The organism is Pseudomonas sp. TWR3-1-1 (assembly GCF_049896545.1).
GTDB lineage: Bacteria > Pseudomonadota > Gammaproteobacteria > Pseudomonadales > Pseudomonadaceae > Aquipseudomonas > Aquipseudomonas weihenstephanensis.
The window spans coordinates 88079-110820 of sequence record NZ_JAFCUO010000001.1 but is presented as its reverse complement, the minus strand read 5'-3'; the positions used below and the strand labels follow the sequence as shown (position 1 = coordinate 110820).

Here is a 22742-nt window from a genome sequence, read left to right as displayed (position 1 = left end):
CCGCGAGCAACCACTCAGAACCAGTCCAAACCGAGCCATCAGCATCCTCTTGCACTGCTGGCATTGCAATCGTCATCTGACTGACTGGTCATACGCTGTACCGCTTTTGGCACAAAGTGTCACTACCACTGTGTCGACTGTGACACATCGTTTCGCTGACGCCCATCGCTCACACGCCTGAAAGCCCCGTTTTAGAGCGCTCATAACTATTTGGCCCGACCTTTGCTCCTGCTTGGGGCAACGCCACCGCGCGTCCTCCCATAAGCACAATAAAGCCAGGAGACATTCACCATGCGTTACGCACAACCCGGTACTGAAGGCTCGATCGTCTCGTTCAAGAGCCAATACGGTAACTACATCGGCGGCGAATTCGTGGCGCCGGTCAACGGCCAATACTTCACCAACACCTCGCCGGTCAACGGCAAGCCCATCGCTCAATTTCCGCGTTCGACGGCCCAAGACATCGAAAAAGCCCTCGACGCAGCTCACGCCGCCGCCGATGCCTGGGGTGCAACCTCAGTGCAGGCGCGCTCGCTGGTGCTGCTGAAAATCGCTGATCGCATCGAACAAAACCTTGAACTGCTGGCCGTGACCGAAACGTGGGACAACGGCAAAGCCGTGCGCGAAACCCTGAACGCCGACGTGCCATTGGCCGCCGATCACTTCCGTTACTACGCCGGTTGCATCCGCGCTCAGGAAGGCAGCACCGCCGAAATTGACGGCAACACGGTTGCGTATCACATCCACGAACCGCTGGGCGTGGTCGGTCAAATCATCCCGTGGAACTTCCCGCTGCTGATGGCCGCCTGGAAACTCGCGCCAGCGCTGGCGGCAGGTAACTGCATCGTGCTCAAACCGGCCGAACAAACGCCGTTGAGCATCACGGTGCTGATGGAGTTAATCGGCGATCTGCTGCCACCGGGCGTGCTGAACGTGGTGCAAGGCTTCGGCAAAGAAGCAGGCGAAGCCCTGGCGACCAGCAAGCGCATTGCCAAAATCGCCTTCACCGGCTCAACCCCGGTCGGCTCGCACATCATGAAATGTGCCGCTGAGAACATCATTCCCTCCACCGTGGAGCTGGGCGGCAAGTCGCCCAACATCTTCTTCGCCGACATCATGCAAGCCGAACCAAGCTTCATTGAGAAAGCCGCTGAGGGCTTGGTGCTGGCGTTCTTCAACCAGGGCGAAGTCTGCACTTGCCCCTCGCGCGCGCTGATTCAGGAATCGATCTACGACGATTTCATGAAAGTGGTGATGAAGAAGGTGGAGTCGATCAAACGTGGCGACCCGCTGGACACCGACACGATGGTCGGTGCTCAGGCCTCCGAGCAGCAGTTCGACAAGATCCTGTCCTACCTGGAAATTGCCAAGGCAGAAGGTGCGCAGCTGCTGACGGGCGGCCAAGTGGCCAAGCTCGAAGGCGACCTGGCAACCGGCTATTACATCCAGCCGACGCTGCTCAAGGGCACCAACAAAATGCGCGTGTTCCAGGAAGAAATCTTTGGCCCGGTGGTCAGCATCACCACGTTCAAGGACGAAGCCGAAGCGCTGGCCATCGCCAATGACACTGAATTCGGTCTGGGTGCCGGTTTGTGGACCCGCGACATCAACCGCGCTTACCGCATGGGCCGCGCAATCAAGGCCGGTCGGGTGTGGACCAACTGCTATCACCTGTACCCCGCACACGCGGCGTTCGGCGGCTACAAAAAGTCCGGTGTCGGCCGTGAAACCCACAAGATGATGCTCGATCACTATCAGCAGACCAAAAACCTACTGGTCAGCTACGACATCAACCCGCTGGGTTTCTTCTAAAAAACGCCCCCGCTGGCTGCGATCTTTGATCCTTTAAAGATCGCAGCCTGCGTCAGCTACAGGTCTACACCGCTCTACCTCAGGGCCTATGGCCCGGCTCTTGCTTTACACCCTGTCAAATTCCTAACTATAAAAGAACAGGTGAAATCACATGCCTAGCGAACCGAATGCCGCTACTGCGGCCCCCTCTTCGGTCGACTTTGAAAAAGTCGGCTCCGATTACTTTCAACAACGTGAACTGAAAAAAGGCGCCGCCGGTTGGGTCCTGCTGGTAGGGCTGGGCGTTGCTTATGTGATTTCCGGTGACTACGCCGGGTGGAACTTCGGGCTGGCTCAAGGCGGCTGGGGCGGAATGTTTCTCGCAACCTTGCTGATGGCCACCATGTACCTGTGCATGTGCTTCTCGCTGGCCGAATTGTCCTCGATGATCCCGACAGCGGGCGGCGGCTATGGCTTTGCCCGCAGCGCCTTTGGCCCCTGGGGCGGTTTTTTGACCGGCACCGCGATCCTGATCGAATACGCCATCGCCCCCGCCGCCATCGCTGTGTTTATCGGCGCGTACTGCGAGTCGTTATTCGGGATTGGTGGCTGGATGATCTACCTGGCGTTCTACATCATCTTTATCGGCATCCACATTTTCGGTGTCGGTGAAGCCCTTAAATTGATGTTCATCATCACCGCCGTGGCCGCCATTGCCTTGGGCGTGTTTTTAGTCGCCATGGTGCCGCACTTCAACGTCGCCAACCTGCTGGACATCCCGGTGAGCAACGCCAAGGGCGCCAGCCCGTTCCTGCCGTTCGGCTATGTCGGCGTGTGGGCGGCCATTCCTTATGCCATTTGGTTTTTCCTCGCCGTAGAGGGCGTGCCGTTGGCCGCCGAAGAAACCAAAAACCCCAAGCGGGACCTGCCGCGCGGTTTGATTGGCGCCATGCTGGTGCTCGTGACCTTCGCCCTGCTGATCTTGGTGATTGGCCCCGGCGGCGCGGGGGCGCATCACTTGATGGCCTCGGGTAACCCGTTGGTGGAAGCGCTGAGCAAAGCGTATGGCGGCTCCACCTGGATGGGCGGCTTCGTCAATCTGGTCGGATTGGCCGGTTTGATCGCCAGCTTCTTCTCGATCATTTATGCCTACTCGCGTCAGATATTCGCTCTGTCTCGCGCAGGTTATTTGCCTCGCAAGCTGTCCGAAACCAACAAGAGCAAAGCGCCGGTACTGGCGTTGATCATCCCCGGCATCATCGGTTTTGGGCTGTCGCTGACCGGGCAAGGTGACTTGCTGATTCTGGTGGCGGTGTTTGGTGCGACCATTTCCTACGTACTGATGATGGCCGCGCACATCACCCTGCGCATTCGTCGCCCCAAAATGGAGCGTCCATATCGCACACCGGGCGGTATTTTCACCTCTGGCATCGCCTTGGTGCTCGCCTGCGTCGCGGTCGTGGCCGGTTTCCTGGTCGACCCGCGGGTGGTGATTGGTGCGGCAGTGATCTATGGAGTATTAATTGCTTACTTTGCTTTCTACAGTCGGCATCACTTGGTAGCCGGTACGCCTGAAGAAGAATTTGCGGCGATTCAACACGCCGAACAAACCTTGCACTGATCGCTGAGAATCCCGCCAGACGCCCTGCGTCTGGCGTCAAGGAGCACCCTGTATGGCAACGTTTTCTCACGCGGTGGGCACTCAGACTTACCGTTTCGACAGCCTCAAAGAGGTGATGGCCAAAGCCAGCCCCGCACGCTCCGGGGACTTTTTGGCCGGTGTAGCCGCGCACAACGATGGCGAACGTGTGGCCGCGCAAATGGCGCTGGCTGACATCCCGCTCTCGCACTTCCTGCAAGAAGCGCTGATTCCTTACGAGGCCGATGAAGTCACGCGCCTGATCATCGACAGCCATGACGCTCAGGCGTTTGCCGCCGTCAGCCACCTGACCGTGGGGGGCTTTCGTGACTGGCTGCTCAGTGATGCCGCCGATGAACACAGCTTGCGCGCCCTGGCTCCAGGGCTTACGCCTGAAATGGCAGCCGCCGTGTCAAAAATCATGCGCGTGCAAGACCTGATTCTGGTGGCGCAAAAAATCCGTGTGGTCACGCAGTTTCGCGGCACCGTTGGTCTGCGTGGGCGACTGTCAACGCGCCTGCAACCCAACCATCCCACCGATGACCCGGCCGGGATTGCCGCGAGCATTCTCGACGGCCTGCTCTACGGCAACGGCGACGCCATGATTGGCATCAACCCGGCCACTGACAGCATTGCCTCGATCTGCGATTTGCTGAACATGCTCGACGCGATCATTCAGCGCTATGAGATCCCCACGCAATCGTGCGTGCTGACCCACGTCACAACCTCAATTGAAGCGATCAATCGCGGGGTGCCGTTGGACCTGGTGTTTCAGTCAATTGCGGGCACTGAAGCGGCAAACGCCAGTTTCGGGATTAATCTGAATGTATTGCAAGAAGGTTACGACGCCGGTTTAAGCCTCAATCGCGGCACACTGGGCAACAACTTGATGTATTTCGAGACAGGCCAAGGCAGTGCGTTGTCGGCTAACGCGCACTTTGGTGTCGATCAGCAAACCTGTGAGACCCGCGCCTATGCGGTGGCTCGGCATTTCAAGCCGTTTTTGGTCAACACCGTGGTCGGTTTTATTGGCCCCGAGTATCTGTACAACGGCAAACAGATCATCCGCGCCGGGCTTGAAGACCATTTTTGCGGCAAGTTACTGGGGGTGCCGATGGGCTGCGACATCTGCTACACCAACCACGCCGAAGCCGATCAGGACGACATGGACACCTTGCTGACGTTACTCGGCGTGGCCGGGATCAACTTCATCATGGGCATTCCGGGGTCGGACGACATCATGCTCAATTACCAGACCACGTCCTTTCACGATGCGTTATATGCGCGCAAAACCTTGGGCCTTAAACCCGCACCCGAGTTTGAACAGTGGTTGAGCAAGGTCGGCATTTTTACCCAAAACGACGGTCGCATTGAATTTGGTCATCAACTACCGCCGCTGTTTCGTCAGGCGCTGACCCACTTGGGAGGACGTTGAACATGGCCCATACCCCGACCGACAGCCACAACCCATGGCTGCAACTGCGCACACTGACCCCGGCGCGCATTGCGCTGGGCCGCACCGGTACCAGTTTGCCGACCCATGCGCAGCTGGACTTTCAATTCGCCCATGCGCAGGCACGCGATGCGGTGCATCTGCCCTTTGATCACGCCGCCTTGAGCGCACAACTTCACGAGCGTGGCCGTGACAGCTTGTTGCTGCACAGCGCCGCCGCTGATCGCCACAGCTACCTGCAACGCCCTGATCTTGGCCGACAGTTACACGCAGACTCGGCACAGCACTTGCGCGAATATGCACAGGCCCACCCCGGTGGGGTCGATGTGGCCGTGGTCGTGGCCGATGGTTTGTCGGCGCTGGCGGTTCATCGTCATACCGTGCCCTTTTTGGCGCGCATGCAAGAGCACATCGCCGCTGAGGGCTGGTCGCTGTCGCCAGTGATGCTGGTGGAGCAAGGCCGCGTCGCGGTCGCCGATGAAATTGGTGAGCTGCTCGGGGCAAAAATGGTGGTGATGCTGATTGGCGAGCGGCCCGGCCTGAGTTCACCCGACAGCCTGGGACTGTATTTCACCTATGCGCCCAAAGTGGGGCTGACCGATGCCTTTCGCAACTGTATTTCCAACGTGCGGCTTGAGGGATTGAGCTATGGCATGGCCGCCCATCGGCTGGCGTACTTGATGCGCGAGGCCTGCCGTCGACAATTGTCGGGGGTCAATCTCAAAGACGAAGCCCAGGTGCAGACGCTGGACGCAGGCGCTCCCCACGAAAACTTCCTGCTCAAGGGCGAGTAAAAACACGTAACCGCTGCAAAGGGACGGCATGTATTACCATGACGACCGTCACATGCTGGGGTGATGACGGATCGGCATTCATCAATACATGCTTCGCTACAAACTCTGGAAGCAGAATTTGCGTCAATCCGTATAATCCTCTCCGTTCAAAATGTACGAAAACACTACATACGCTGTAGTTAACTGCCTTTTTCCCCGCACAGACCTGCTGAGCCGGGTCATCCACACAGGTGCTTTACATGGATTTCAACCCGGTCGACATTATCTTGCACCTCGATGTGTACCTCGACATGCTGGTAAACAATTACGGGCCGTGGATCTACGCCATCCTGTTCCTGGTGATCTTTTGCGAAACCGGCCTGGTGGTCATGCCGTTCTTGCCCGGTGATTCACTGCTGTTCATCGCAGGCGCTGTAGCAGCCGGTGGCGGTATGGACCCGGTGTTATTGGGCGGTTTGCTGATGCTGGCAGCGATCATGGGTGACAGCACCAACTACGTGATAGGACGAACGGTCGGCGAGCGGTTATTCAGCAATCCTGACTCGAAAATTTTCCGCCGCGATTACCTGCAAAAAACCCATGACTTCTACGAACGTCATGGCGGCAAAACAGTGACCATGGCGCGTTTTCTGCCGATTTTCCGTACCTTCGCGCCGTTTGTCGCAGGCGTGGCACGCATGTTTTACCCGCGCTTCTTTATGTTCAGCGTATTCGGCACCGTACTGTGGGTCGGCGGTCTGGTGACCTTGGGTTACTTCTTCGGCAACGTGCCGTTCATCAAGAAGAACCTGTCGTTGCTGGTGGTGGGCATCATTCTGCTATCGCTGATACCGATGATTATTGGTGTGGTTCGCAGCCGCTTCGGTCGCAGCCCCTCTAAAGCCTGAACGAGATAAACCGACATGTGGTCACTGAGCGAATGGAGACGCCAGAGGATTCTTGCCCAGCACCCGGTAGCGCCCGATACGTGGCATGACGTACGCCAGCGACTGAGCATCCTCGATGGTCTGGATGACGAACAAGACCGCTGGCTACGCGAACACAGCGTGCTGTTTTTGCAAGACAAGCACCTGACGCCGATGCCCGGCGTAGAACTGAGCGATGAAAGCCGGTTGCTGCTGGCGGCTCAGGCGCAATTGCCGTTGCTGAATCTGGGCGATCTGGACTGGTATGAAGGCTTTCACGAGATCGTGCTCTACCCCGACGACTTCGTCAGTCCGCAGCGTCATCTCGACGCCAGTGGTGTCGAGCACGAATGGGAAGGTCATCACAGTGGTGAAGCGTGGCAACACGGACCGGTCGTGTTGGCTTGGCCCGGCGTGTTGGCGGGTGGCGGCTGGGATGCCAGCAACCTGGTGATCCACGAATTGGCGCACAAGCTCGACATGCTCAACGGTGCAGCTAATGGCATGCCGCCGCTGCATCCTGGCATGAGCGTCAGCGACTGGTCTCACGCCATGCAACAGGCGTACGACCACCTCAACCACTACCTCGACCACCATAACCCCGATCACGCGCCCATCGACCCGTATGCGGGCGAGAACCCGGCGGAGTTTTTTGCAGTTATCAGTGAATACTTTTTCACGGCGCCGGACCTGCTCCACCATGCCTATGCGCAGGTGTATCAGCAGCTTTGCCTGTTTTACCGCCAAGATCCGCTGGCCCGCCTGCAAAAACTACAAAGCGAACACCCCCAATACCGTGCACCGCACTGATCGCCCAAGCGTGACGTCGTTGCAGGAATACGCCTATAATCGCCGCCACTTTTTGGCCAAATCGGCCAAGTAAACTGGCCTACTAACGGGGGCACCGCCCAATGAGCTACAGCAAAATTCCGGCTGGCAAAGACCTGCCGAATGACATCTACGTCGCTATCGAGATTCCGGCTAACCACGCGCCGATCAAATATGAAATCGACAAAGACAGCGATTGCCTGTTCGTTGACCGCTTCATGGCCACCCCGATGTTCTACCCGGCCAACTATGGTTTCATCCCCAACACCCTGGCTGACGACGGTGATCCCCTCGACGTGCTGGTCGTGACCCCTTACCCCGTTGCACCGGGTTCGGTTATCCGCGCGCGTCCAGTGGGCATTCTGCACATGACTGACGACGGCGGCGGCGATGCCAAAGTAGTAGCAGTGCCTCACGACAAACTGTCCCAGCTGTACGTAGACGTCAAAGAGTACACCGACCTGCCACCCCTGCTGATTCAGCAGATCCAGCACTTCTTCGAGAACTACAAAGATCTCGAAAAAGGCAAATGGGTGAAAATCGAAGGTTGGGGCGACGCAGAAGCCGCCCGCACCGAGATCACCAAGTCGGTTGCCGCCTACAAAGGCTAAATGTGGGTTAACGGGCTTCGGCAAGTTCCTACATTAAAAACCCCGGTCTTCCGGGGTTTTTTTATGCCTGCATAAACGCAAGGAAACAGCCTGTTCACACCCACCAAATAAGCCACACAGCAAGTGTAGGAAATGACCCTGTAATAGCGGGATGAGTCTTTTTTTTAGCGCGTTTTTTGAACGTTTAGTTTATTTAAACAGTGATCTCTTCTCCGTAAACTCCGCCAGCATGAATACATCCGGTGATCGTCTAAGACTCCTTTTAAGGGAGTGCCATTTATCTGCTTCGGACTTCGCTGCCAATCGGCGCGTTACGCCGCAGCACGTCAACAACTGGTTCAAGCGGGGTATCCCGATGGCTCGCCTGGACGAAATCGCAGAGCTCTTATGTGTTAACAGCCGATGGCTGCGCACGGGTGAAGGGGTTAAACATCCAAAGGTACCGATCTCCAACCATACGACGTGTTTACCCGCCGGCGAGGTGGGTTATGCCCCCAACCAAAACACTGCACTGATCGCTGATAAAAACGACATCCATATTCCGTTTTACAACGAAGTGCTCAGTCCATGCGGGACAAAAAAAAACCGCGTCGTTGAAATTCCGGACAACCGCGTTCGCCTCGACTGCTCGATCCTGCATGCCGCAGACGTCAGCGCCGAGAACGCCATTTGCGTGCCCATGATCGGCCACAGCATGTCGCACAAGATTCAGAGCGGCTCGACGATTGCTATCGACCGCAGCTTGACCCACATCGTGGACGGCGAAATTTACGCCCTGGAACAGGACGGCATGCTGCGGATCAAATACGTCTACCGCCAGCCCAAAGACGGTTTGCGTTTGCGTAGCCACAATGCCAAGGAATACCCGGACGAAGTATTCAGTGCTGAACACATCCGAACTTTGGACATTCGTATTTTGGGCTGGGTTTTTTGGTGGTCCACACTCAACACGCGCAGGCCAGCCGTGCCGAGCCTGTTAAATGAATAAACAAAGAACCTGCGCCCAGACACATCGCGCGCAGGTTTTAGCTAGGAAACATCACCCACTTTAAGTATGCTGCGCGGCACACTGACATGCCGTTCGTGGTGATTGAATGGCGTGCACGACCAGGCAAGCAAACAGCACCTGCGTCCCACACTCTTAAGCATGCGCTGAGTGTCCAAATTGAAGGTGGGTACGGTTTACCAAAAATAAACCAAATCCACCCCCGAGAAGCCGGCCACAAGCCGGCTTTTTAATTGTCCGAAATAAACCTATCTCATCCGAGAACCCACCTGATAGCCTAGCTAATCCAGGGGTTTCAGGCATTCCCCTGTCCGATGGCGTCCAACGCCATTTGACCTCATCCGACGATGAAGTGGGGGGACAGGTGGGGGGACAAAAGGGACGACAGGGGAAATCCAATGGGTAAGCTGAATCCGAAACAAGTCGAAAACCTGACCGAACCTGGCACCTATGAAGATGGTGATGGCCTTCGGTTGGAAGTCAAACCTAGCGGAAGTAAATCCTGGACACTTCGCTTCCAACTGGCGGGTCGCCGAAGAGAGATGGGCTTGGGCTCATTCCCTGAAGTGAGCCTCAAGAAGGCGAGACAAGACGCCAGCACCAAACGCACCCAATTGAGCGACGGTGTAGATCCTTTAGCCGCTCGCGACATCGAACGCGCGGCCCAACGTGAAGCACAACGAACTAGCGAAGCGAAACAGCTGAAGTTCGAGACTCTCGCGAAGGAATACTGCGAGGCACACGGAGGCACCTGGTCAGATAAGTGGCGTAAAGGCTGGCTACGGAAGCTGGAGCTGTATGCGTTTGACCATATCGGCAAGCTGTCAGCCGAGGAGATCGGTACCCCTCAGGTGCTCAAGGTACTGCAACCGATCTGGGTCACCAAGACCAGAACTGCCGACGAGGTACGTGGGCAGATTGAACAGGTCCTGGACGCTGCCAAGTCACGTAACCTGCGGGAAGGAGAGAATCCTGCTCGGTGGCGTGGTCACTTAGACAATCTGTTGAGTCGTGCTGAAAAGAAGAAGGCTCGGAAACGCGAGCACTTTGAAGCATTGCGGTGGCAGGACGTGCCAGCCCTGATGAGCAAACTCAAAGCAGACAACACACCGGCGTCCTTTGCCGCTCAGCTGCTAATCATGACCAGCGCACGCGCCCACATGGTGAGGTTTGCTCAATGGGAAGAGTTTGATTTGGAGGCTCGTACTTGGTCGCTGCCAGATGAGCGAATGAAGATGCGAGTAGCTTTTGTAATCCCGCTTGCTGAAGAAGTCGTCACGATGGTGAAGAGCCTTGAGCGTGGAGAGAGCCATTTTCTATTTCCAGGTCAGGGCAAGTCAGGCGTCATGCACGCAAACGCGATACGAACACTCCTACACGACCTGGAGTACAAGCACATAACCCGACACGGCTTTCGCTCATCATTCAGAGACTGGGCCGGGGAATGCACCCACTATCCCCGCGAGGTTTGCGAGATGGCGCTGGCGCATGACGAACGCGATCAAACTGAAGGTGCCTATTCGCGTACGGACTTTCTCGATAAACGCCGGTTGCTCATGAAAGATTGGGCACTGTACGTATACTCCACCGACGAGTCCTCAACCTCATAAAACTAATCCAGGAATGGCATTGTGTTCAAATCGAATCAAATTGATCAACAAGGCATAGATCCCCCGATCCAAAAGCCCCCCATGACCCACCCTTTGGACACGATTGATAATACTTTAAAGTCTCTGCAGACCAACATCAGCTTGGCACTCAGAGCCATATTAAAAAAACAATGGCCAAAAGAGCTTCATAGCTCAATCAAAAGAGAGATCAACCAGCATCTCAGAACTAAAGAAATTTATTGGCCAGACATACAACAATGCTGGACTCATCCTGACACAGAGGAAAAGCACAGCGAACTGAAATTATATTTCTTTTATGCCACGTTGCATTATCTTTCCGCAGTAAAGCATTTGAAAAACCAAAATCACCTTTCTGCACATATTAGCTTAGCGCACGCTGCTCACTGCATAGGCTTTCTAGATGGCTACGAACGGCGTAAAGGGGTGCATGAGATTAGGCAGAAACGGGCAAGCAAGGGAGGTAAAGAAAAAGCATCGAAAAAAGCGGCAATCAAAGAGTGCTTTCCAGAACTATTAAAAAACCGTCCCAAAGAGGGCTGGGGGAGTGAAAATGAAACCATTCATTACATCCTAAAAAGTAACGAATTTAAAAGTATCACCTCGCTATACAATATCAATTTCTCAAAAGACACACTATATGAATTACTAGCCGAGGAAATTTTGACCCCTGAAAATCAGAAAATCTACACAAAACATCTTAAAAAATAGATTAATTAATAAAAAAGCCGAGGGTAGACCTTGGCTAAATCCACCCACAGATAAACCTTAAAACTCTACAATCGAAGCATTTCTAACTTCAGAGAATGACACTAAATCTTGCAACGCCATTTCATCCAAACAAGCATCTAAACGCTTTTTGCTTCTAAGCGTGCGGGGACCATACTGCATAATTGTATTTCTTTTGACCCAGCTATATCCTTCAACTCTTTTTTGCCTTAGCCATTTCTCAAGCTGGATAACATCCAGCTCTACCTCGGAAGCAGGCATAAACAAATGAAAAAACTCATCCGAACACCACAGACACAAATCAACTGAAAACACCAAGGCCTCTAAACTTATACCTCCTTCATTCGCCTCAAAAACATGGAATAATGCCGCCACTCTTGCGATATTATCTGCCAACTTTGAAGCCAAATCCGCCGCTTTATCAAATCTACCATTCTCCGCAATCCCAGATTCAATCTCATTAAAAACCTCCACCCACAACTTACTAGCGGCGGGAGAAAAAACAATTTCAGCACGCTCTTTACAAGGATCACTTAGGAGATCCAAATTACACTTCAATAGTTGCTCTATGCGCTCCGCATAACGATGTATATGCTCATAAGAAAGCGTGGTGTCATCCAACAGTCTTTTGCCTCGGGTGGAGCTTGGATGACACACCAAAAAACGAGCCCATAACCCTGAGCCTCGCGCATCATCCCCCCGAGCCTTCATATACGCTTTAAAAGCAACCGGCTGAGTCATCACTGAAAATGTTAACCTCGCCCCATACAACTGATAACTCTCCGCAACTTTCCGATCGACAACTATAGGATCCCCACTCCACATGGCGTTTTGTTTTGGCAAGTCATTAAAAGCACGCCCCTTCAACCCCCCCTCACTGGAGATGATACCGGCAGTGGAGAGATTTTCATAAAGCCCACAAAACAGCGCCTCTGAAGTAGAGTCATCGTAAAGCATCTTAAACTGTCGAGGCCTGGCTGGGCGATCCTTAGTGTGCTTCATTAGCTCAAGCTCTACCTCTGCAGTGCTCTCTTGCTTACAGCAGAGCGACTTAATTTTCTTCTCAATTTCTTTATTCTTGATCAGCCATATTTTTTCCTTCACCTTCCACTCACTCAGTTGCTCCTGCCAAATACTCTCCTGCTTTTTCTGAAACAATCTAATAGGCGCTAAAAACTTCTCTGCCGTAAAGGATTTTCTCTCACCAGATTCGGCAACAGTTAATAACAGCAGGGAAATAGGAACGCGCTGGCCATTCGGCTTTCGAACGTCAAACAATCCTTGGATCGAAACAGATAGCGCAGTCATCAGACCAAACATAAGTAGTGGTCGTGGTGCTTTCGTATTCCTCTCCAATTCGTCTAATACGGCATTAACAAGAGGGAATGGCGAGAGCCTTGGAAAGTCCGCATTAATTCGTGGTAGACACGACCTCTCAATCCGAAGCATTATTTAAGGCCTTCTTTACGAAAACTTACTGTGACACGACTGTCAATGAATGCGCAGATATCCGACTCTATCCACCCAATAGCGCCCCGATCAGCACAAACGGAAAGGCGCAAGGGCAATGGAAAATCTTTGTCATAACGAGGGGACGCTGGGTTCATCCAATCATAAATCGTAGACCGTGATATACCGAGTCGCTCAGTGACTCGGCCAATACGAAGTACAGCCCCTTTAGGATCTGCATGCAAAGCTGGGCTAACACGGCCTTTATCATTTGTCATTTCACTATTCCTCTTGTGTTAAAGATTGAGCGAAAGGATACGAAGTACTGACCGCATTAGCAGGGACGGTGCTTAAATTTATTGATATTTATTCAAGCACCCATATTGACTTCAGCGAAATCATGGAGATTTAATTCTTGCGAAGGGACGTTCTCGATATAACTCATATCCCTAGATGTACTCCCTACTCAGAGCTGTCTCGGTTCGAATCGGCCGAAAACACAGAGAAATGACGTAGCTGAAGGTGAAAAAGCGGCTATTTTGGCTACGAATAGCAGGAATAGCCGCCATTAACACGATGAACGCCAGATTCTGAGTACTGAAAGCCGCTCCAGTCTCGCCCTCGTCGAATCTCAGCCATCACCGAGCCGACTTGGCATCCAATTGCTCGCACGCCAGGTAGGCACCGGTTCCTTGGCGTCTCTCGTTTTGCCGCTTCTGGTATGCCCATTGATAGCGGCGTATTCATCCCAACCTTTCACAATATATTTCTATGAGCTTTTCTTAACACCGGCTCCCCCCAAATCCGTGCTGACCATCTACATAGCTCTTGGTCGCTGCCTTACACAGGTAACTAGAGCGATACATAAACCGATCATGTCCAAAATAATCTTGTCGAGTTAGACGAAAGGTCGCCTTCTTGGGTATATGCACTGTACGCCTTACGTCATCGACCGGTAACCGAAGTGCACGTGCCCAAGCCATCTGCAGCCGCCTGTGCATATTTATGCATTCAGACTCGATGGAGCCTAGAGAGCGGTAAGCGTGCCCATTGAGAAATACGATACAGTGATAATGAGGTCGACCTCGCCCCCCAACCTCTCTTACCCAAAAATATCTAACACAAGTATCGTGGGCTGCGCGATTGCGTTTACGTGCACACTTTCGACTATTCTCAATCTGAGCATCAAAGGACGACTTGAAGCGATGCAGCACCTTATTGGTCATTGCATCATCGGGTAAGGTTTGGCCGAAAGGGAGTCTTAGGTCAAACCTGAATGCAAATACACGGGAGTAATCTGCGAGGGCGTGATGTAGGGTCTGATATAACTTCTCCAAACACTCCTCAATGAATGGCCCTTTATTCACCATGAGTTGATAGCAATCGTAAGTATCTTCGTACCAATAGTGCAGGTTCGGGTTATCTGGCAAGCGTTTAGGTTGAGAAGTATTCATTTCAGGTATGCCTGGTTGATTAGGTCATATCTGAAGACAGTCCTATTATTTTTAACTCAGTATAATTTCTATGCCGTCACAAGGAGCACCTTACTGAGCTAGACTTATGAGCCACCATTAACTCCTTACTCAGATATAACGATAGATCAGCTATCGATAGACTAGGAAGGATACATAAGCAGAGAGCAATAGGCATAGTACTGTTTTCCCGAGGCGACACTCCTTCGACGCAACGGGGAATATATGGATTAAACCTCGGCAGCACCGGCATTTATAGCGTAATCAGCCTCAATATTTACTCTGTGAAATTATCATTACACTTCGCCATCGTTAAGCTACGATTCTCGACGGTAATATTCCCCGAGTTGCTAGCGTCAACGCCAGCACTCGGGGAAGAGCCGTTCACATGGGCCAGCTACTAAAACCGTAGCCCGACTAAACCCTGTCACAGATTAGCCTTCAGATGCCGATATAATTCGACCCTCGCTCATACCCTCCATTTTTTAACCTAACGCAGGATGACAGTCCTTGGGTATGGGCGATCCAGTATCCTGTTCCAAGAAAATGAAGACACTTGATCAGGCCTCAGTTTCAATTCACATTCCTCTACAGTGCCTACTTTAGATGAGTTCCAAGCCACTTATAAAACCTCCATTCGAAAGATTTTCAGCCCTATATCACTGCTTTGACATCAACACTACGAAGGTTCACGTCATGTCATTGCAGTGCCCTCGCTGTCATTCACCCAAAATTGCTTTCTTTCATCAGGCCATGAAAATTGCAGCGGCCATCGGCACCGTGGGCGGCGTCGCCCGTGGCGTCAGTGCCGCCCTGACCGGAGGTCAAGTTGGCGCCACCGTTGGCGCTATGGCCGGCCCGCTCGGGGTCACCCTCGGCGCCGTGTCCGGTGCCATCCTCGGCGGTTTAGCTGGGGGGGTCGGCGGTTGCGCCTTGGGCGCTCAGCTAGGCAGAAAGCTGGACCGGCATGTCCTGGCCCACAACCTATGCCTGCTCTGTGGTCACCGCTTCAACCTGCCAACTTAAACTTTTCTCCCTCTCTCATTTATCAAGTCCGGACAGTGCTGCGCCGTGCGCAGCATTCAGGCCGGCTTGCACACCAAGGAAATTCAAACATGGCTCATCTCGTCGAAACAATGGCTTACGCTGGCGCCACCCCGTGGCATGGCCTGGGCAATCACCTCACGCCAAAACAACCCATTGAAGTTTGGCAACACGAAGCCGGGATGGACTGGAAAATCCAGGACAGTCCAGTGCATTTCAAATCAGACACTGTCGGCACCCTGGGCTCGATCCACTCCTTTCCGGAACAAAAGGTGCTGTACCGCTCCGACACCAAAACGCCGTTATCGGTGGTATCTAATCGCTATCAAGTGGTGCAGCCGCGTGAAGTCCTGGAATTCTACCGAGACCTCACCGAGATCTCAGGGTATGAGCTGGAAACCGCTGGAGTGCTTAAAGGTGGGCGCAAGTTCTGGGCGCTCGCCAGGACGGGCCAAGAAACTGCGCTGAAGGGGAATGATCAAGTGAACGGCTATCTGCTACTGGCCACCTCCTGCGACGGCACCCTGGCCACCACTGCGACCCCCACCACTGTTCGAGTGGTCTGCAATAACACGCTGACTATCTCTCTGAACGGAGCCACCCGCGCCATCAAGGTTCCGCACAACACGCGCTTTGATTCGCAGGCAGTAAAAAAACAACTAGGCATCGCCCTCTCGCAATGGGACGAATTCATAGATCGGATGCACGCACTCGCGGAACGTAAGGTTCAGTGGACTGAGGCCATGAGTTTCTTCATGGAAGTGCTGTGGGGCACCTGCGCGCATGACCCTATTCCCAATGTACTACCTAACAAAAGAGCTATGGAGAAGATACAAAGCCTATACGAAGGTAAAGGCCGAGGATCTGATATGGCGTCCGCTCGCGGAACAGCATGGGGCTTGCTGAACGCCGTGACTGAATATGTGGATCATGAAAGACGCGCCAGGAGCTCAGAGTATCGAATGGATTCGGCATGGTTTGGTCAAGGCGCAGTAATCAAACAAAAGGCACTCGATGCAGCCTTACAACTTGTTGCGTGAACCATCAATCCACAGCACTGCCGAGCGCCCTCGCAAATGAGGCGTGCGGAGTCATTTGACCTCAAAACCCAACCCACCCTCCAGTGCTTCCACGCGTTCGGATAGGACTACCAGCATGAAATATCCCAAGCTCAAAGCCGGTGAAACGCCCGACACCTATGTCATCGAATCACCGGTCACCGAGGCCGAGATCCTGCAAATGGCTCAACAACTCGCGATGTATCGTCTGTCTAAAGGACGGGCGTTGACTGAACGCAGACTCGTCATCGGTCACCTACAAACGCTGCTGCAATTTCATGATTACGAGGTTTTTGCTTTGTTACTGCTCGATACCGAGCACCGGGTTATTGGTTTCAAAGAGCTACTCAGGGGCAACCTGGATCTTGCCAGCGTGTACCCACGGGAAGTGGTGAAGATCGTAATGGAATACAACGCTGCAGCCGTGATCCTGGTCCACAACGCCCCCTCCGGCGATCAGGAGTCTAGAAAAGGCAATCACACGCTCTCCTCCCACCTCAAGAATGCTCTGAACATGGTCGGCACCCGAATATTGGATCATGTCGTAGTAGGCCCTGAAGGGTGTGTATCGTTGGCCGAACGAGGATATTCTTAAGAAGATGGCTAACCGCCTCTACGGTGCCTTTGGATTCAGCCAAAGGCACCGTAGGGAAGCCTGATAGGCGACTAAATTTTTTGTGTTAAGTCCGGCTAATTCCAGATATCAGAAACTGGTCATCGGGCGCGTCCTCTCCTTTGTGCTGGTTCATGCTGGTCTTACCTAGTCAACGTTGACTGAAGCACGGTCGTCGGTCCCTTGGTAAGCAACACCAACCACAGGTCAGCCATCATCGACGCCGAGTAGAGGTTCCTCCTACAATGGCGGCCTTGCAGAAATGAACGGCTTTATACATTGGCGGTTGAATACCGCCGACCGGCCCTCCACCGCATGCGCTCATTTAGCGTTGACGGTTTACGATTCATAGTTTGGAAAATACGTGCTCCATCTCAACCACGTCAGTACAGCCGGTGCAGCGACATCCGATGACTTCATAAAAAAGGCCTCTGGTCGCTATTACACGGGCGAGTCGGTAGGCCGCCAACTCGCACGCAGTGTGGCACGTTCGTATGCCGCGTCCAGTAATTGCGGTGAGGAAATCTGTGTCGTCGATCCTTTTGGCGGTGACGGTCGCCTGCTCGCGTGGCTGATGGATGCTTGGACTGAGCTTCACCTGCCAAGGCGCGCGTGGCGTCTCCAACTCTGGGATATCACTGATATCGGCTTTGCTGTCGCTCAACAGAGGTTCAACAAATTGCGAGTGGACGGGCTCGATGTGGAATGCGAGCTCATTGTGGGTGACGCCTTCCGCCAAGGCCCAGCGCATGCGTCCAACTTTGATATTGTTATCACGAACCCACCGTGGGAGCTTTTGAAGCCGGATCGGCGTGAAGTAGAACAGCTCAGAGAGGATCTCAGAAGCAGTTACGTCTCCAATATGAGGCTCTATGACAAGTGGCTTGCGGGACACTTTCCACGCTCCCAACCTCGCCGAAAATTTGCGGGTTGGGGCACTAATTTATCGCGGGTGGGCCTTGAATTAAGCCTTCAACTTGCACGTCCGAATGGAGTCATTGGCACAGTGCTTCCAGCGAGCGTGCTGGCTGACGATCAATCTTCGACGCTACGTAAGCACTTGCTCCTTGAGCATGCACTCAGAAATGTTACCTATTACCCAGCAGAGTCGAAGTTATACGAAAGCGCCGACGTAGCGTCGATCACCGTCGTAGTCGAGGCGTATAGAAAGCCGATGAGTACGGTTCCTATTACGACCTACAGCGCTTGCGGTTCGTCAGCTGAAACGGCAGAGGTCAGTTTGGAGCCAGAACTGCTTTCAGCTGCAGACTTTGTTCTGCCGATTGCATTCGGGGCGAGCGCCGTCCAACTTATGTCTGTGCTTATTGCTCGATTTCCTACCTGGGGAGAGCTCGAAGCTGACTGTAACGCTGGCTTCTGGGCAGGTCGAGAGCTCGACGAAACGGGAAGCGCGCACTGGCTAACTCCGTTACCTGGCGGTACGGCTCCTTTCTTGAAAGGCCGCATGATCGACCGATACAGTGTCCGAGAAACGCCAACATTTGGAGTGGCCAAGCATGGATGGGCATCGCCTATCTCAGTTAATCATGAGCGTATCGCATGGCGCGACGTCTCTCGACCCAACCAAAAACGTAGGCTCATTGCGACAATCGTTCCTCCTGGCTGGGCGCTAGGCAACTCACTTGGGGTCGCGTTTTTCTCTGGAGGTAGGCCGGCGGCTCTCAGGGCTCTACTCGGAGTCATGAACTCGACGACATTCGAACTGCTGCTCCGTGCGAACCTTGCAACGGGGCACGTGTCCCTCAGCTCTCTTCGAAAGGTACCCGTGCCTACCGTCAGCCAACTAGAAGCTGATTTTGCTCTGCAACAACTGGTGAACGCAGCGCTCCTTGGAGACATTGATGCCGAAGTCACCGCCGACGCGTATGTTGCTCTTCGAGTGTACGGGCTGACGTTGAGTGACTACTCGATGGTTCTAGACTTATTTCAAAAGCTGAGTGACGAAGAGAAGCTCGCAAGAAAAACTGCCTTCGAGAAGATGATGAACAACACGGTGAATAATACGATGGCCGAGGCCAATTTTCCCGAAAGTTGTAACGATATCGAATCTAAGCAGGAAACGAAGGAGAGCTCTATCATTTTCAATCATTACAGTGCGAAATTGAGCGCGCTCGATCTCCAAATGGTTCGCGCGGTACCCGAAGGCGGCAATTGGAAGAACATCCCGGAGAGCATTCCCTCACAGCGCCTTGAGCAGATTCGCGAGAGTTACAAGCGCGGAGAGGGAAGTCGCTCGACTTACTATGGACGGCTCAGAAGAGAGATGCCGTCCTACACGATTAATACTTACTTCAACCGCCCTGGCAACGGCTGTCATGTTCATCCCACTGAAGATCGCGTTCTTTCTCAGCGTGAAGCCGCCAGACTGCAAAGCTTTCCAGATAGCTTTGAGTTTATGGGAGGACAAGGAGCTATCTGCAACCAGATAGGCAACGCTGTACCTCCACTTTTAGCCTACCGCATCGCGCAAACCCTAGGCAACAAAGGGGGTTACATTGATCTTTTTTCTGGTGCTGGCGGGATGGGATTTGGTTTCAAGTGGGCAGGCTGGAGGCCCATTATCGCGAACGACATTGAAGCTAAATTTCTTTCAACATATTCGCGGAATGTTCATCAACGAACTGTAATCGGCAGCATCACCACCCCGTCGATTTTCAATGAGATAGTTGAAGCCGCTAAAGATGGTCGCAGAGCGGGCGAGCCTCTATGGGTATTAGGAGGGCCACCATGCCAAGGTTTCTCGACGGCAGGAAACCGTCGATCCATGGAGGATTCTCGAAATCATTTATTTGGCGACTACGTCCGATTTTTGGAAGAAGTGCAGCCCGACGGCTTCGTTTTTGAGAACGTTACCGGGCTGCTGAACATGCAAGGAGGTAAGGTATTTGCTGAGGTAAAAGAAGCCTTTTCGTCTGTCATGCCTTCAATATACGCTATGGTCATTTCAGCAGATGAACACGGCATACCGCAGCGTCGAAAGCGTGTCATTTTGGTGGGCTTTCGGGAAAAGAGAGTCGAGCCGTGGCTACCTCCGCAGCCAATCACATCGTCAAGCCAGTCAGGACCTACCCTATTTTCCAACGTGCAGATGGCCGTGTCTGTTCAGGAGGCGATTGGTGATCTTCCTTCTCTTGAACCTGCAGAAGATGGTAGTTCAAAGCCTTACCGATCAGCCCCTGTATCATCCTATCAGGCGCTGATGCGGGGACTGATCTCGCCTGCAGAGTATTTCGCAAGATTAGACAGTGGCGATCGAGCTTGGGACCTGTAATGTGTCGTCGATGAGTTCATCGGACTCATCGAAAGCAAACTCAGCTCGTACGTAACGTTCATTGTCCCAATTAGCGGCCAAAATATCGGCTACGACTTGCATTGCAGCTTGAAGAAAGCTACGAGTTTTGATGAAGGCCTGCTCCTCAGCCAACTTAGGCAGTCCGGCGCAAACACGCCGTAGCTCTTCTTCAAAGGTGTGCGTTCCCGGCTGATCAAGAATCATGAGAATCTCCTCATCAAGTGCCAGGATTCTGCTTGGCGCGTCACGAAGGGTCTGGTGCGCAAGCTCAAGATTGACCTCTACACCTACAGCACTTACTTGCCGGAAGTGACGGTTCGTCTTTGCAGAGTATGAACGAAGAGCCTCGAACCCGATCCGCATCCTTCGCGATTTCTGCTCATTTGCGTACTTCGTCGTCCGATCACTACGCGTAAGAGCCCTGAAAGCAGTAACGAAGTCGACTATTTCAAGATCCTCGAACTCAACACTGAAATCTGCGTATTCCAGCTCAAGGAAACTTGCAAGAAATGCCGCGTGCCCTTTTTCTCTAAGCTCTGCCAAAAAGCTCATGGCTTGGCGCTGGTTATCGCGCATGATCTTGGACAGGCGCAATGCTGTTTCATCATTGACCACACGATCTTTCAGTGCTGACCAGATTGGAGCCGCATACCACGAAACAATCTGCACTCCACGAGCCTCTTGCTCACGAAGGTAGGCAACATCCCAGAAAGTCATTCGGTTATTTTTCGCAGAGTTGGCAGACTTACTTAACAATCGAAATTCAGGTAGATGTGCAAACCCTAAAGAGAGCGGGCCGATGTGGTCTGCACTAGGCGGCCCCTCACCGCCATCAGCGCAGGGGTGATCTGCGAACCTCGCGCGTACCAGCCCCATCATCCGGTCGGCAGCAATCCAGTCTCCCTCAGACCAGTACTCAAACACGCGGCGATCTGTTGTGTAACATTGCATATTTAGCTTATGACGCCCCGTGTCAGCCTCGCCACGGCAGCAACGGTTAAATGAATGGAAACCATCCAGCCGGTCCGGGGCGTTCGACATCACACCTGGACTTAGGAGAGAAGGCTCAGAAGGAACATAAGTTTCTTCGATCCACTCAAGCCAAGCATCGAGATCCTCTCCCAACTGAGGAGGAGAAATTTTGCTGGTCTTAAACAGCGATGAGAAATCGCGCGTAAAAGAGATGCCACCTGCGTCTACGATGCGGCGTATGTAACTTCCGACCTCCTCCAGTGCATCTGGAGCGTAGCTTTCACCGAACGTCTTAACGCATCGGGAAATAAAACTATGCGAGGGATATACGTAAGCTATCCGGAGTGAAATGCCGCAACGCTTGCAAGGCTTTGATCCTGTCGGATGGATTAGCTTTGCGATCCGACTGATCCACTGAGACTCTCCATCAAGAATGCCAATCTCAGGGTTTTTACCCTTCTCCCGCCACCAATCACGACGCTTGTGATGCGTGTCTTTATACAGTCCACCACCGCGATTTGACGGCGCTTCCCATTGAATTTTTCCATCTCCCTTAATCGCATCAGGCATGCCTGCGTAGCTGGGATGCAGCACTATAAACTTCATATACTCAACAAAATCAGGATGCCAGGATTGTCCTTTGCTTCCATACAAATTTGAGTCGCCACTAATTTGAATGTCCATACTCTCTGGCATTTTCAAGTTCCGAAGGCGCAGGCCTTTAAAGTTTTAGAGACGGGCGCGCGATCACTCAGCGTGCTCGACGGCGTCCGCGATAAGGCGATAGATTTTTGAGGGTTCAAAGCAGAGCGCGCGACCGATGGCGTCTAAGGTGCTGAGCGAGGGAGATCGTCGAGCTCGTTCGAGGAGGCTTATGTAGGTCCGGTGAAGACCTGCTGCTTCTGCAAGCGCTTCTTGGGAGAGGCCGGCTGCAAGTCTTACCTCTCGAACAACTCTCGCGGCTGCTTGGTCGGCGATGGAAGGGCGTGATGTTGTATTCATCGTCGCGAGAATCACTCAACCTGCACCGTCACGCTACAGACAATAGTCTGCGGCGACTTTATCGAAGCTGGACATCTTCTTAGTAACTTGCAGGCCGCTTGAAGCGTGCGAGGTAGTTGGGATAACTGAAAAATCTTTGCTTACACGCTCATTGACCGTGCGAGCATGCGAAAACGCCCCAGGCTTCAGGAATGTGCAGTAGCATCATCCACAGGAGTCAGAGCGATGCACGTGCTAAAACTCCGTTCCAAACGACGTCTCCTGTAGAGGAATATGTACTCCTTGGGCTAGCTAACCGTGTCGCATAATCATATTGGGGGGACAAATGGGGGGACAGAATGAAGACCAGCCAAAAAACCCAGCAAATTAAGGCCAAAACTAAAAAATAACGCCGCCCACAAGCCGGCTTTTTAATGCCTGCTTAAAAGTCCCTTT

The 22742-nt window shown here is 53.2% G+C and carries 19 protein-coding genes; 14 read left to right on the top strand and 5 right to left on the bottom strand.

The genetic code is table 11. The annotated features are described in order from the left end of the window. Window positions 1-291: 291 nt before the first annotated feature. The 10 genes from exaC (at window position 292) to ACP7A4_RS00535 (ending at window position 11366) form a co-directional block, all read left to right on the top strand. On the top strand, window positions 292-1812 hold the full coding sequence (exaC, locus tag ACP7A4_RS00580; RefSeq protein ID WP_426245099.1) for an acetaldehyde dehydrogenase ExaC: 1521 nt from the start codon (window positions 292-294) through the stop codon (window positions 1810-1812). A 151-nt stretch (window positions 1813-1963) separates the two neighbouring features. Continuing rightward, window positions 1964-3412 (top strand): ethanolamine permease, encoded by a 1449-nt coding sequence (eat, locus tag ACP7A4_RS00575; protein ID WP_059763803.1) that lies wholly within the window; start codon window positions 1964-1966, stop codon window positions 3410-3412. Window positions 3413-3464: 52 nt separating this feature from the next. Further along, window positions 3465-4865, top strand: coding sequence for an ethanolamine ammonia-lyase subunit EutB (locus tag ACP7A4_RS00570; protein ID WP_059763801.1), 1401 nt, complete (start codon window positions 3465-3467; stop codon window positions 4863-4865). Window positions 4866-4867: 2 nt separating this feature from the next. Then, window positions 4868-5677 (top strand): ethanolamine ammonia-lyase subunit EutC, encoded by an 810-nt coding sequence (gene eutC, locus ACP7A4_RS00565; protein WP_203302192.1) that lies wholly within the window; start codon window positions 4868-4870, stop codon window positions 5675-5677. 239 nt (window positions 5678-5916) lie between these two features. Further along, window positions 5917-6564, top strand: a complete 648-nt coding sequence (locus ACP7A4_RS00560) for a DedA family protein (RefSeq protein WP_048362353.1) — start codon at window positions 5917-5919, stop codon at window positions 6562-6564. Between the two features lie 15 nt (window positions 6565-6579). Further along, the gene (locus tag ACP7A4_RS00555; RefSeq protein WP_059763795.1) at window positions 6580-7392 is read left to right on the top strand and encodes a zinc-dependent peptidase; all 813 of its coding nucleotides are present in this window, start codon (window positions 6580-6582) and stop codon (window positions 7390-7392) included. A 101-nt stretch (window positions 7393-7493) separates the two neighbouring features. After that, window positions 7494-8021, top strand: coding sequence for an inorganic diphosphatase (gene ppa, locus ACP7A4_RS00550; protein ID WP_048362351.1), 528 nt, complete (start codon window positions 7494-7496; stop codon window positions 8019-8021). A 229-nt stretch (window positions 8022-8250) separates the two neighbouring features. After that, window positions 8251-9009, top strand: a complete 759-nt coding sequence (locus ACP7A4_RS00545) for a LexA family transcriptional regulator (RefSeq protein ID WP_426245866.1) — start codon at window positions 8251-8253, stop codon at window positions 9007-9009. A gap of 416 nt (window positions 9010-9425) precedes the next feature. Continuing rightward, window positions 9426-10637 carry a tyrosine-type recombinase/integrase gene (locus ACP7A4_RS00540; RefSeq protein WP_426245095.1) on the top strand — a complete coding sequence of 404 codons (1212 nt, stop codon included), beginning with the start codon at window positions 9426-9428 and terminating at the stop codon, window positions 10635-10637. An 81-nt stretch (window positions 10638-10718) separates the two neighbouring features. Beyond that, window positions 10719-11366 carry a hypothetical protein gene (locus ACP7A4_RS00535; RefSeq protein ID WP_426245093.1) on the top strand — a complete coding sequence of 216 codons (648 nt, stop codon included), beginning with the start codon at window positions 10719-10721 and terminating at the stop codon, window positions 11364-11366. A 57-nt stretch (window positions 11367-11423) separates the two neighbouring features. On the opposite strand, the gene ACP7A4_RS00530 is transcribed toward ACP7A4_RS00535, so the two are convergent. The 3 genes from ACP7A4_RS00530 to ACP7A4_RS00520 all read right to left on the bottom strand — a co-directional run bounded on the left by ACP7A4_RS00530 (window position 11424) and on the right by ACP7A4_RS00520 (window position 14203). Further along, entirely contained in the window at window positions 11424-12833 is a 1410-nt protein-coding gene (locus tag ACP7A4_RS00530) for a YfjI family protein (protein ID WP_426245091.1), read from the bottom strand. Continuing rightward, window positions 12833-13111 (bottom strand): helix-turn-helix transcriptional regulator, encoded by a 279-nt coding sequence (locus ACP7A4_RS00525; protein WP_426245089.1) that lies wholly within the window; start codon window positions 13109-13111, stop codon window positions 12833-12835. Before ACP7A4_RS00525 ends, ACP7A4_RS00530 begins: the two co-directional genes overlap by 1 nt. Window positions 13112-13615: 504 nt before the next feature. Further along, complete coding sequence (locus tag ACP7A4_RS00520; protein WP_426245864.1) at window positions 13616-14203, bottom strand: YagK/YfjJ domain-containing protein; 588 nt, start codon at window positions 14201-14203, stop codon at window positions 13616-13618. Between the two features lie 798 nt (window positions 14204-15001). Here ACP7A4_RS00520 and ACP7A4_RS00515 point away from each other — a divergent pair. From ACP7A4_RS00515 to ACP7A4_RS00500, 4 genes are all read left to right on the top strand, one after another. Next, complete coding sequence (locus ACP7A4_RS00515) at window positions 15002-15331, top strand: hypothetical protein (protein WP_426245087.1); 330 nt, start codon at window positions 15002-15004, stop codon at window positions 15329-15331. Window positions 15332-15420: 89 nt separating this feature from the next. Further along, window positions 15421-16389, top strand: a complete 969-nt coding sequence (locus tag ACP7A4_RS00510; protein WP_426245085.1) for a DUF932 domain-containing protein — start codon at window positions 15421-15423, stop codon at window positions 16387-16389. A 115-nt stretch (window positions 16390-16504) separates the two neighbouring features. After that, window positions 16505-17002, top strand: coding sequence for a JAB domain-containing protein (locus ACP7A4_RS00505; protein WP_426245083.1), 498 nt, complete (start codon window positions 16505-16507; stop codon window positions 17000-17002). A 382-nt stretch (window positions 17003-17384) separates the two neighbouring features. Beyond that, window positions 17385-20312: an Alw26I/Eco31I/Esp3I family type II restriction adenine-specific DNA-methyltransferase gene (locus ACP7A4_RS00500; protein ID WP_426245081.1), complete on the top strand. Its 2928-nt coding sequence runs from the start codon at window positions 17385-17387 to the stop codon at window positions 20310-20312. Here ACP7A4_RS00500 and ACP7A4_RS00495 read toward each other — a convergent pair. Next, a complete protein-coding gene (locus ACP7A4_RS00495; protein ID WP_426245079.1) occupies window positions 20280-21989 on the bottom strand; it encodes an Alw26I/Eco31I/Esp3I family type II restriction endonuclease in 1710 nt (569 codons plus the stop codon). The genes ACP7A4_RS00500 and ACP7A4_RS00495 overlap by 33 nt on opposite strands. Before the next feature lie 63 nt (window positions 21990-22052). Next, on the bottom strand, window positions 22053-22307 hold the full coding sequence (locus ACP7A4_RS00490) for a helix-turn-helix domain-containing protein (RefSeq protein WP_426245862.1): 255 nt from the start codon (window positions 22305-22307) through the stop codon (window positions 22053-22055). Window positions 22308-22742: the final 435 nt, after the last annotated feature.